At 44.0% G+C, this 12053-nt stretch carries 11 protein-coding genes and 1 tRNA gene; 7 read left to right on the top strand and 5 right to left on the bottom strand.

All coding sequences use genetic code 11. The features are described 5' to 3' along the window. Window positions 1–107: 107 nt before the first annotated feature. The 4 genes from R7Q48_RS23355 to R7Q48_RS23340 all read left to right on the top strand — a co-directional run bounded on the left by R7Q48_RS23355 (window position 108) and on the right by R7Q48_RS23340 (window position 2444). Window positions 108–184 (top strand) — tRNA-Trp (locus R7Q48_RS23355). Between the two features lie 446 nt (window positions 185–630). Continuing rightward, the gene (locus R7Q48_RS23350; protein WP_005381768.1) at window positions 631–963 is read left to right on the top strand and encodes a DUF1904 domain-containing protein; all 333 of its coding nucleotides are present in this window, start codon (window positions 631–633) and stop codon (window positions 961–963) included. A gap of 12 nt (window positions 964–975) precedes the next feature. After that, the gene (gene mepA / locus R7Q48_RS23345) at window positions 976–1812 is read left to right on the top strand and encodes a penicillin-insensitive murein endopeptidase (protein WP_256903219.1); all 837 of its coding nucleotides are present in this window, start codon (window positions 976–978) and stop codon (window positions 1810–1812) included. A gap of 323 nt (window positions 1813–2135) precedes the next feature. Next, complete coding sequence (locus R7Q48_RS23340; RefSeq protein ID WP_005381765.1) at window positions 2136–2444, top strand: hypothetical protein; 309 nt, start codon at window positions 2136–2138, stop codon at window positions 2442–2444. 42 nt (window positions 2445–2486) lie between these two features. Here the strand turns inward: R7Q48_RS23340 and R7Q48_RS23335 are convergent, their stop codons facing one another. From R7Q48_RS23335 to rdgC, 3 genes are all read right to left on the bottom strand, one after another. Beyond that, window positions 2487–2741, bottom strand: a complete 255-nt coding sequence (locus R7Q48_RS23335; protein ID WP_005381763.1) for a YfhL family 4Fe-4S dicluster ferredoxin — start codon at window positions 2739–2741, stop codon at window positions 2487–2489. Between the two features lie 2 nt (window positions 2742–2743). Further along, complete coding sequence (gene yegQ, locus R7Q48_RS23330; RefSeq protein WP_005381754.1) at window positions 2744–4144, bottom strand: tRNA 5-hydroxyuridine modification protein YegQ; 1401 nt, start codon at window positions 4142–4144, stop codon at window positions 2744–2746. Window positions 4145–4309: 165 nt separating this feature from the next. Next, window positions 4310–5224, bottom strand: coding sequence for a recombination-associated protein RdgC (gene rdgC / locus R7Q48_RS23325; protein WP_017633930.1), 915 nt, complete (start codon window positions 5222–5224; stop codon window positions 4310–4312). Window positions 5225–5448: 224 nt separating this feature from the next. Here rdgC and phoB point away from each other — a divergent pair, with 224 nt between their 5' ends. The 3 genes from phoB to R7Q48_RS23310 are packed head-to-tail and all read left to right on the top strand — an operon-like array spanning window position 5449 to window position 8436. Beyond that, the gene (gene phoB, locus R7Q48_RS23320) at window positions 5449–6138 is read left to right on the top strand and encodes a phosphate regulon transcriptional regulator PhoB (protein ID WP_005381752.1); all 690 of its coding nucleotides are present in this window, start codon (window positions 5449–5451) and stop codon (window positions 6136–6138) included. 40 nt (window positions 6139–6178) lie between these two features. Further along, complete coding sequence (gene phoR, locus R7Q48_RS23315) at window positions 6179–7477, top strand: phosphate regulon sensor histidine kinase PhoR (RefSeq protein ID WP_005383667.1); 1299 nt, start codon at window positions 6179–6181, stop codon at window positions 7475–7477. Continuing rightward, on the top strand, window positions 7477–8436 hold the full coding sequence (locus R7Q48_RS23310; protein ID WP_085569938.1) for a PstS family phosphate ABC transporter substrate-binding protein: 960 nt from the start codon (window positions 7477–7479) through the stop codon (window positions 8434–8436). The genes phoR and R7Q48_RS23310 overlap by 1 nt, the downstream gene beginning before the upstream one ends. Before the next feature lie 34 nt (window positions 8437–8470). On the opposite strand, the gene ppx is transcribed toward R7Q48_RS23310, so the two are convergent. Both ppx and ppk1 read right to left on the bottom strand, forming a co-directional pair. Then, window positions 8471–9976 (bottom strand): exopolyphosphatase, encoded by a 1506-nt coding sequence (gene ppx / locus R7Q48_RS23305; RefSeq protein WP_256903221.1) that lies wholly within the window; start codon window positions 9974–9976, stop codon window positions 8471–8473. Continuing rightward, the gene (gene ppk1, locus R7Q48_RS23300; RefSeq protein ID WP_256903222.1) at window positions 9960–12050 is read right to left on the bottom strand and encodes a polyphosphate kinase 1; all 2091 of its coding nucleotides are present in this window, start codon (window positions 12048–12050) and stop codon (window positions 9960–9962) included. Before ppk1 ends, ppx begins: the two co-directional genes overlap by 17 nt. Window positions 12051–12053: the final 3 nt, after the last annotated feature.

Here is a 12053-nt window from a genome sequence, read left to right as displayed (position 1 = left end):
GGTAGTTCAGTTGGTTAGAATACCGGCCTGTCACGCCGGGGGTCGCGGGTTCGAGTCCCGTCCACTCCGCCACTTATTTGAGCGTCGTCTCAATAAACACGAATTACAGGGGTGTAGCTCCAATTGGCAGAGCAGCGGATTCCAAATCCGCGTGTTGGGAGTTCGAATCTCTCCACCCCTGCCATACTCTAAAGCCTCAGCAGTAATGCTGGGGCTTTTTTGCATTTGAAGAAAAGAGAAGCTGACTAGTTGGAAGAGTTGTCGATTCCTCTGATACCAAAGTATCGGGGGATTGAAAGCTCATATCTCCGGGGTATTGGTCCACTTCACCTATCCCCCATGCTCATAAGCTCTGGCTTAGGTCAGGGACTCTTTTATTTCTAACGAATATGGCATATCTTTGCTTCAGATAGTTTTATTTTCTAGTAATGTATAATGTAATTACTAAATGTTGATGTATCGCTTTGCTCTTTCTGTTTTACCTTCGAATTTCATAACACTTTTTCTTCGTTATCGAGCACATCTGATTCACAATCTATTGAAAGGTCAGTGGTTACATTGGCTTGGATGATTACTGACTTGGTTCCTGTTATCATCATGCATTAATGCTAATAATTAGGAAGTAAGTTTATGCCACATTTTCGATTCCGTGCTGTAGAGCCACAAGCTGTTCAGGCATTATCAAAACCCCTTACGGATGAACTTCAGCCTCTAATGGACTGTCCGCGTGAGGATTTTACTTTTGAGTATATCTACACTACGTTTTTCAATGAGGGTGAGGTGAGTGCTGCATATCCTTTTGTCGAAGTGCTTTGGTTCGACCGTGGCCAGGAAGTGCAAGATGAAGTTGCCAAGCTTATTACGCAACAAGTGCGCGGTATCGCTGGTGCCGATATTGATGTTGCAGTTATCTTTTCCGCCTTATCTCCTAAAGCTTATTACGATAATGGCGAACACTACTAAAGGTTAAAGGCTATGAGGCTGAGTTTCATTGTAACTTTGGGTTTATGTTTCTCAGCTTCAGTATGTTCTACTCCTTGGGAGTCTGCGGTTAATCCTACCCGAAACTCTTCCTCCTCTATTGGTAGTTATGCTAACGGTTGTTTAGATGGTGCATTACCCTTGCCTCTCGATGGCGTTGGTTATCAAGTCTTACGTAGTAAAACGAAGCGCTACTATGGGCACCCTAAAACGATAGAGTTTATTGAAAATCTGGCGCTTAAAGCTCATCAAAATCTCAACACCACTCTGCTAATTGGTGATTTGTCTTTACCTAGAGGTGGAAGGTTCTCCTCTGGTCATTCTAGTCATCAAACCGGGTTAGATATCGATATCTGGTTAAGGCTTGCTGACCAACCGCTTTCTTATAACGAATTACAACTTCCTAAGCCCATGAGTGTGGTGGATTTAAAAGGTTATTCCATACTTAATCATCGCTGGGAAGAACGGCACTTTAAGCTAATTCGGTACGCTTCAAAAAGTAAGGATGTTGCACGAATTTTTGTACATCCTGTTATTAAGGAGCAACTTTGCTTGCAAGAAAACGGCAAAGATCGTTCTTGGTTACGTAAAGTACGTCCATGGTGGGGGCATCATTACCACTTTCACGTCAGGTTGTCTTGTCCTGATTCGAGCGACTATTGTGTTGATCAAGCACCACCTCCAGTAGGCGATGGCTGCGGTGTTGAGCTTGCAAGTTGGGCCCCGAAAGCAAAACCTATTGATCCCCCTCCACGGGTAAAAACAACCTCTAAGCCCAAACGAAAAAAAGTCGTTCCACCTCAATGCTTGCCGCTTATCAATCCTAATTAGTGTTACTCTTCAGGTTTATCTGTACTTGGTGATCTCTTTTATGAAACTGGAGAAACATCATACTTTTGTCTACATTGAATAATACCAATACAAAAACTAACCCAATTAGTTTTGGGGACATATTATAGAAGTCTAAATTAAACAAAGAGTTGTAGTATGGGTAAGTTGTAACTTCTTTGTTTAGAAAAAGATCTTTCGTCACGATACTCTGGTTTCTTAGCAATATGTCTGTCAGTTGGCTAAAAAGCGATAACAACGCAGACAAGTGTGTAAGGCAGGGATATGCCCTTTTCCTGTTAGAAGAGTAAATCAAGGACAAAACCATGACTATGATTTGTGCAAAAGAATTTGCAGAGTGGTTAAGACACAGATTTAGCAGTGATACTAAAGGAGTCTCTTTGACTCGAGAGGATGTGAATCACCTGACTGGGCGTCAACGCCTTGATCCGGGTTTTGTTAATGATGTGCATTATGAGCTGATGCAATATGGGATGGCTTTCGTTACTGATACGAGCCGAGAAAACTTTTATTTAATACCTGTTTCTCAAGCGGAAAATTGGCGTGAGAGACTAGAGTATCATTTTGAAAAAGAGCTGTTCTGCAATATTATCCCTATTGAAAAATCAGGTTGAGAAAAGGTTCAACTTTGATGCCAAAGTTGAACCTAATTGCTCTTATGCTAACCCTTGAATAATCACGAATTTTTCAAGCAACTGCTCTTCAGTTTCGACATGGTTCGGATCAGTGATTATGCATTTTGTAATTGGACACACTGACTGACAGGTCGGCTTTTCGTAATGCCCCTTACACTCTGTACATAGCGCTGGATCAATTTCGAAAATGCTCTCTCCCATACTGATTGCCCCATTGGGGCATTCGGGATCACACATGTCGCAGTTAATGCATTTATCAGTAATGAGCAAGGCCATGGTTACTTACCAGTCGGGTTACGGGTGTCCTGCCCTGAGTTTAGATTACGCATTAATAGGCCATATTCTAAATCTAGCTCTGCTGGTACTGGAATGAATACAAAGTGACCGTTTCCTTTCGCGTCTTCAATAGACTCTGATTTGCGGTTTTCCATTGCCTCTAGCGTGAAAACAATATTGCCTTTTGGCGTCATTAGTTCAAGGCTATCACCGACAAGAAACTTATTTTTTACTTCTACTTCAGCCATGTCACCACGACGTTTGCCAGTGAATTCACCAACAAACTGTTGAGCATCAGAGACTGAGTAACCGTAATCGTAGTTTTGGTAAGTATCGTGTGTATGACGGCGTAGGAAGCCTTCAGTGTAGCCACGGTGAGCTAGGCTTTCTAGTGTACCCATTAGGCTTTCATCGAATGGTCGACCTGCTACAGCATCATCAATTGCTTTACGATAAACTTGAGCGGTACGTGCGCAGTAGTAGAACGATTTAGTACGACCTTCAATTTTCAATGAGTGAACACCCATCTTAGTTAAGCGTTCAACGTGCTGAACCGCTCGTAGGTCTTTAGAGTTCATGATGTAAGTACCATGCTCATCTTCGTAAGCCGCCATTTTTTCTTCTGGACGGTGCGCTTCAGAAAGCAGAACGACTTCATCTGTTGGTTTGCCGCGACCAATTGTGGTTTCAGGGCGCTCGTCTTGTACTTCGACAGGCTGTGCTTCAGTCGGGTCGAATTTCTCTACGATATCACCAGCGTCGTTTTCTTTACCCTCTTCAACTTTGTATTCCCAGCGGCATGCGTTAGTGCAAGTGCCTTGGTTAGGGTCACGTTTGTTGATATAGCCAGAAAGTAGGCAACGACCAGAGTAAGCCATGCATAATGCACCGTGAACGAATACTTCAAGCTCAGTTTCAGGGCAATGCTCACGAATTTCTTCGATTTCTTCTAGAGATAGCTCGCGAGAAACGATCACACGCTCCACGCCATTCGCTGCCCAGAACTTAACGGTCGCCCAGTTTACAGCGTTCGCTTGTACAGAAAGGTGAATTGGCATTTCTGGGAAAGCTTCACGAACCATCATAATTAGGCCTGGATCTGACATGATCAATGCATCAGGACCCATCTCTACGATTGGCTTAAGATCACGGATGAACGTTTTTAGCTTCGAGTTGTGTGGTTGAATGTTACATACCACATAAAGCTTTTTGCCTAGGGCGTGGGCTTCATCGATACCGATTTTTAGGTTCTCGTGGTTAAACTCGTTGTTACGTACGCGAAGGCTGTAGCGAGGTTGGCCAGCGTAAACTGCATCTGCCCCGTAGGCGAATGCGTAACGCATGTTTTTCAGGCTGCCCGCTGGAGATAGTAGCTCAGGCACGAATGCTTTCTCAGTTGTCATTGCTCAATTCTCTTTTATCTGATCACAAGTCAGGCCAATTCCACCTAATGGAAATGGGGCGCAAATTTTACGTCAAAATGTGAACTGTGACTAGGGTAATTGTGCTTCAGATAGAAAAACGCCCTCAAAAAAAGTGAGGGCGTTATGGTTAACCTTTATACAAAATTAAGCGTTAGGATTCGGTAAGCCGCCTAGCGCATCGTATAGGTTGGGAAGGAAAGCACTGAACTCTCCACACATTAGAGAGAAGTCTGCATCAAATCGAGCTGCTTGATCTTCACGTGGAATATCATCGTTTTGATCTTTCAATTCATCAGAGAATTTTAGACGTTTGATGCCTGCATCTTCCGTCATAATGAACTCAATACGATCTTGCCAATTAAGCGCAAGTTTCGTCACGACTTTATCCGCAGCGATGTGGTTGCGGATTTCATCAGTGGTTAGCTCTTGCTTCTTACAGCGAATCACACCACCTTCTTCAAGTACGGATTTTAGCTCAGCTTCGTCCATCATGCTGATACCTTGAGGTGTGTCACCGCTTTTCACCCACTCGGTTAGCGTAGTTTCAATCGCCACTTCTGGAATAGCAGGAACAACAGGTAAACTACCCATGGTTTTACGAAGCAATGCTAATACATCTTCTGCTTTTTTATAGCTGCTTGCATCAACAAGGATAAAACCTTCTTTTGGCATGATGAGCACGTGAGTATGGCTGCTGCGGCTGAATGCGCGCGGCAGTAAATCCATTACGATGTCATCTTTCAGGTTGTCTTTCTCTTTCTTCTTCAGAGGACGACCTTCTTGCGCTTCCATTGCTTCTACTTTTGCATTCAATGATTCTTTGATCACAGAGGCAGGTAGCATTTTCTCTTCTTTCTTGGCGCAAATCAGAATGCGGTTTTCTGACACGTGAGTCATCATATCGCCATGTCTACCCATTGCACTGACCCAGCCAAATTTCTGTTTGTCTTGACTGCCACACGGGGTGAATTGGAATTCAGACAGCTGAGTTTCTAGTTGTTCGGCGTTAAAAGTAACCTCGCGGTTAACGCGGTATACCAGACAGTTTTTAAACCACATAAATCTTCTCTAGGCTTGATGACAAGGGACTAATCATAGGGAATTTTTGTGCTGATGTCTTAATAGAAATGAAAAATATCCGAATGAACCTCAAAAGAAAGTTATATGAAAATTTGTTTTCAAAGGTCACAAAAGTGTCATAATTGGTAGTGATAATGCTTATGCAAAGAGAGGCGCTTTGTCTCTTAAATTCATTAGCTCAACGAACATAAGGTTACTCAATTATGTCTAGAAGGATTCTGGTTGTTGAAGACGAAGCTCCTATTCGCGAAATGCTGTGCTTCGTACTTGAGCAGAAAGGTTACCAAGCGGTAGAAGCGGAAGATTACGATACTGCAGTAACCAAACTGGCTGAACCCTTCCCTGATTTAGTTTTACTGGATTGGATGTTACCAGGCGGTAGTGGCATTAACTTCATCAAACATATGAAGCGAGAGGAATTAACGCGCAACATTCCAGTTGTGATGCTTACCGCTCGTGGTGAAGAAGAAGATAAAGTGCGCGGTTTAGAAGTCGGTGCGGATGACTACATTACTAAGCCATTCTCTCCTAAAGAGTTGGTTGCACGCCTAAAAGCGGTGATTCGTCGCGTTACCCCTACTGCACTAGAAGATGTAATTGATGTACAGGGATTGAAGCTTGACCCTGTATCGCACCGTGTTACGGCTAATGATGCGCCATTAGACATGGGCCCAACAGAATTTAAGATGCTTCATTTTTTCATGACGCATCAAGAACGCGTATACAGCCGTGAGCAGCTATTAAACAATGTTTGGGGCACTAACGTGTATGTCGAAGACCGTACGGTCGATGTCCATATTCGCCGTCTGCGTAAAGCATTGGAAGCTGCAGGGCATGATAAGCTGATCCAAACTGTTCGTGGTGCTGGATACCGCTTCTCGACGAAGGCATAAATTAACACGCAGCTTATCGGTACCATTTCTGGAGTTATGAGTGGTTGAAAGATTAACGTGGAAAAAGCTGGCCTGGGAGCTGGCTTTTTTTTACACCCCATGGGTGATAGTAGGTTGGATATTCGGTTATATGCCGTGGTTGCTTTTGGCAGCTACGGCATTGCAGCTTGTGTGGCATTTGCATAACCAAGTACGTTTATCTTCTTGGTTATGGGATGAAAAACGCCTCACGCCACCGTCTGGTAGCGGTAACTGGGAATCTTTGTTCAATGGGTTGTATCGCTTACAACAGCGCCAACGCCGCAAACGAAAAGAGCTTACTAATCTTATTCGTCGATTCAGAAATGGTGCAGAATCGCTACCCGATGCGGTAGTGGTATTCCGTGCTGAAGGCAATATTGTTTGGTGCAACAAGCTGGCTCAGCACTTACTGGGCTTCCATTGGCCAGAAGATTCAGGTCAACCTATCTCCAATCTCATTCGTACACCTGATTTTATCAAGTACCTCAACAAGAAAGACTTCTCAGAGCCATTAGAAATGCGTTCACCACTCAACGTCGAACGCATGCTGGAATTGCGTATCGTACCGTATACCGAGGGTGAGCACTTGATGGTAGTGCGTGATGTGAGCCAATTAAAACAACTTGAGGGAATGCGTCGCAACTTCTTCGCCAACGTATCTCATGAACTGCGTACACCAATGACGGTGCTACAAGGTTATTTGGAGATGACTGAAGACCCTGATATGGTCGTGGGTCCAATGTGGAGCAAAGCTCATGGTGTCATGACGGAGCAGCTTAACCGCATGAACAGTTTGGTGAACCAACTACTGACACTATCTAAAATTGAAGCGGCACCTATGCATGAGCTTGAGGAAGTCGTGAATGTGCCTGCGATGCTTGAAGTGCTAGAAAAAGAGGCGGTTAGCCTTAGTGGGGACAACCAACATAAATTGAAATTTGATGTTGATGCTAGCCTACGCGTGTTGGGCGATGATGACCAGTTACGTAGTGCTATCTCTAACCTCGTTTATAATGCCGTCAAATACACACCGCCTGGTGCGAACATTAATGTTCGTTGGTTCCAGACCTCTCAAGGCGCATGCTTAGAGGTGGAAGATAGTGGTGATGGTATTGAACCTCAGCACCTCCATCGACTTACTGAGCGTTTTTATCGAGTGGATAAAGCAAGATCACGTGATACTGGTGGAAGCGGTTTAGGGCTTGCCATTGTAAAACACGCGCTGAGTCACCATGACTCTCATTTAGAAATTCACAGTGAAGTAGGCGTGGGTAGTAAGTTTTCTTTCGTATTGCCTGAGCGTTTGGTGGTGAAATAATGGCTTTACGATTAGCAAAAACATTCAGTTTATTCGCGCTTGTTTGTTCTTTTATGGCTGCCGCTCAAGATAAACCATTGCCGAGTTATCATAAAACGACGGGGATTGTCGGGAACTTGCTCTCTGTTGGCTCCGATACACTTGCGGGTATGACAACGCTTTGGGTTGAAGAGTTTAAATCCATTTACCCGAATATTAATGCGCAAGTCCAAGCGTCTGGCTCTTCTACTGCCCCTCCAGCATTGACCGAACAAACAGCTCAGTTTGGTCCCATGAGTCGCCCTATGCGTTTAAGAGAGATAGAAGCGTTTGAACGTGAACATGGCTACAAGCCAACGGCGCTTAGGGTAGCCATCGATGCAATCGGTATTTTTGTTCATCAAGATAATCCAATTCAAGGTCTTAACTTTAGTCAATTAGATGCTTTGTTTTCCGCCACGCTACGCTGTGGCGAAAGTCAATTTGTAACAAACTGGCAGCAACTCGGTCTTGAATCACAGTGGGCAAAGCGAAACGTACAGTTGTTTGGTCGTAACTCCGTTTCTGGAACTTATGGTTACTTCAAAAGCAATGCCTTGTGTGGCGGCGATTTCAAGACCCGAGTTAACGAGCAGCCAGGCTCCGCGTCAGTTGTGCAAGCTGTAGCGTCAACCATCAGTGGAATTGGTTATTCCGGTGTCGGTTATCGAGTGGCAGGCGTGCGCTTAGTCCCTGTGGCTAAAATGGGAAATGACTACGTGACTCCAACGCGAGAACATATTGTTAGTGGTAAGTACCCACTATCACGTTACTTATATGTTTACGTGAATAAGCACCCTGATTACCCATTAACACCAATTGAAGCTGAATTTATTCGCTTTATCTTTTCTGCTCAGGGACAAGCGTTGGTTGAGAAAGATGGTTATGTGCCCATTACGGCAGATTTTGCAGAAGAAGAGTTAAAAAAAGTCGGCCTGTAAGCCGACTTTTTATTTAGGTATGGACAGTACGAGATCAGAAAGTGAGTGTCCACTTCGCGCTGTCCCAACGTTCTTGTTCTTCCTGTAAATCCGCGTGAAGTAATTTATTGTTTTCTAGCCATGCTTCATCTGTGCAGGTGAGAATCCATTTGTCATTTCTGATAGATAAGGTGATATCAGGCAATGGATCTTCATTACGCTGCCCATTTAATACGATAGAAAGTCGTAATATTTTGATGAGGCTTATAACGTCACTCTGTTTATAGAGGTTGAAATCTGGTAGTTCTTGCAATTTGAGCGCTTTACGCTGGAAGCGAGCTAATGTTGCAAGCACTAATTGCTGCTCACGGTTGAAGCCTTGTAGGGTGGAGTGCAACAGAATATAAAAAGAGTGGCGATGGAAACTACGCAAGTTGATACTTAATCCGACTTCATGAAGCAACGCTGCCCACTCTAGTAAGTCAAATAATTCACTCTTTTTCTTAATGCCTAGTTCAGAGCGTACCTGACATAACATCTCACGTGCATGACCCTTCACACGAGCGGCATGCTCTAAGTCGACTCGGTGCTTGTTGGCTAAATTTTCTGTGGTGCGCATGCGAATATCGGAGCGTGCAAAACGTTCTTCCATTTCGTACAACAGGCCTTCGCGTAGAGCACCATCGGAGAAAAACATTTGCTCAATGCGAAGCGCTTTGAAAATCGCGGACAAAATCGCTACGCCTGCTGCGAATACGGGTTTACGTTCTTCTGTTAGACCCGTCAGCTCAATATCTTCAATTGAATCAAATTTACACAGAGTTTCGATAAGTGTATCCAGTCGACTCGCTGTGATCAGGCCATCTTCAAAACCTAATCCTATTAGCACTTCTTGAATCGCTTTGATGGTTCCTGATGAGCCGAGAGCAATATCCCAGCCCTTTTTACGATATGTTGAAGCGATGGACTCGAGTTTTTGTTCGGCAGCTAACATCGCCTTGCTGAAGTTTTTTCCTGACAGTTTGCCGTTTTTAAAGTATTGCTCTGTAAAACTGACGCATCCCATCTGTTTACTGTTGAGAAGCTCAGGCTCAAATTCTTGTCCAATAATCATCTCGGTACTGCCGCCTCCGATATCGATGACTAGTTTGGAGTTGGATTCTACTTGAGTATGCGCGACGCCTAAGTAAATCAGGCGGGCTTCTTCTTCTCCAGGGATAATTTCTATTGGGAAAGGCATCACTTCTTTCGCACGCTCGATGAAAAGGTGGGCATTTTTAGCGCGTCTTAGTGTGTGTGTGGCGGCGATACGTACATTTGACTCATCAAGCCCTTGCAGCCTCTCAGCGAACATGGCTAAGCATTCTAGCGCACGCTCCATTGCGGCGTGACTTAAGTTCAATTCACTGTCGAGTCCTGATGCTAAGCGAACACGTTGTTTATGACGACTAACCAGTTGTAGGTCACTGCCAACAACTTTGGCCACCACCATATGGAAACTGTTTGAGCCGAGGTCTATCGCGGCAATGTAGCGAGTATCTTGTTCAAGTATTTGAGGCATCTGAATTTTGTTTTCTAGTTTGCTTTTCTATATTTTTAAGATAGTCATAGATAGCGATTTGAGAGCGAACTTTTTTGCGATTACCTCGTGGTACGTAAGCGTTACTCATTTCTTTATCTATTAAACGAGCCTTTACTGTATCGGTAAAATGGATATTCGTTATATCAATAATTCTCTGTTTCAAACGTGGATCACGGACTGGTACTGCTACCTCGATACGGTGATCAATATTTCTTGTCATCCAGTCTGCGGAGGAGATATAAACTTGCGGATCGCCATCATTGTGGGTGATCACCACGCGAGGGTGCTCAAGAAAGCGGTCAACAATACTGATGATGCGAATATTGTCGCTGATCCCCTCAATGCCCGGTACTAATGAGCACATACCTCGAATGATCATGTTTATTTTTACACCGGAAGTACTTGCTCCATAAAGCTTATTGACGATGCCTTTATCGACTAGGTTATTGACCTTGATCGTAAGAGCGGCTTTTTTCCCTAGCTTGGCATTCGCAATTTCATTATCAATTAAGCGGTAGATTTGGGTTCGAGAATTACGAGGAGATACCATAAGGTGATTGAACTTCACTGGTCGGTATGGATTCTCAATGTAACCGAAGACATTACGGACTTCATTAGTGATTTCTTGATCTGCCGTAAGCAGGGAGAAGTCGGTATAAATTCGTGCCGTCTTCTCATGGAAGTTGCCTGTGCCGATGTGTGCGTAGCGAATAATTTCTTCACCTTCGCGGCGGCTAATCATCAGTAGCTTTGAGTGAATCTTAAGACCAGGCGCACCAAAGATGACGTGCACACCCGCTTCGGTTAATACTTTTGACCATTCGATATTGGCTTCTTCATCAAAGCGAGCTTGCAGTTCGACGACCACAGTGACATTTTTGCCGTTGTGCACCGCATCAATTAAAGAGTTCATCAAGCGAGAATCTTTCGCGACGCGATAAATGTTAATCTTGATACTAAGTACTTTGGGATCGAAGGAGGCTTGGCGCACTAACTCACTAATATGGTCAAAAGTGTGGTAGGGATAATAGAGCAGAATATCTTTCGCTTTAATCGCGTCAAAGCTGTTGGCATAACCTTCGAAATCGGCACATTTCATTGGCGGGAGAGGTTTATTTTCAAGATATTCTCGTCCAACATTTGGAAAGCCGATGAAGTCTTTAAAGTTGTGATAGCGTCCGCCGGGGATAAGGTTATCGTAGTTAGAGATATTAAGTTTGTTACACAGAAACTCTAACATTTGAGGCTGCATATCGCGTTCGTAGACGAAGCGAACGGGCTTTGCTGTCAGTCGCTGATTGACACCCTCTGACATTTGTTCAAGCAAGCTGTACTCGATTTCATTGCGTAAATCGTATTCAGCGTCACGCGTCATTTTCATCGCATAGCCGCTAAGCTCATCATAATCAAAAAAGCCTTTGAACAGCTCGTCCAAACAGTGGCGGATAATATTATCAAGTAAGATGATGGTTTTTCGACGCTTTCCTTTCTGTTCTGGTACCATCACAAAGCGGGGAAGGTGATCGGTCGGAATTTCGATCAGAGCGTACTGGTAATGTTCTTCTTTACGCAGTTCTACGGCGATGTAAGCGTACTCGTCTTTGAGAAATTGCAGAACATCGATCTCGTCTTTCATTAGGAGGGGAGTGATATGCGGCATTACCTCTCTACGGAAGTATTTTGCGATCCACTTTTGTTGCGATTCATCCAGTTGTTGTTCGTTGACCAAGAAAATGCGACGTCGTGCCATTTCTCGAATCAATTCGCTGTAAAGCTCATCAAATTGTTCGTTAAGCTTCAGTGCTTTCGACTGCATTTTGGTTAACAGTCGTTTAGGGCTATCACTGCCACCGCGCTCTTGGCTGATTAGGATTCTGCGCTTCACGTCCGCAAAGCGTACTTTGTAAAATTCATCTAAATTGTTGGAAAAGATCCCAAGAAAGCGAATACGTTCGATCAAAGGGACGGTTTTATCGGCAGCTTCTTGTAATACTCGTTCGTTGAAAGACAACCAACTCAGCTCTTTTTCTATATATAGTTTTTCTGCGCTCATAAC

Source organism: Vibrio sp. 378, from assembly GCF_033339435.1.
Note: the sequence above shows the minus strand (reverse complement) of the source record. Positions and strands in the feature narration are given on the sequence as shown.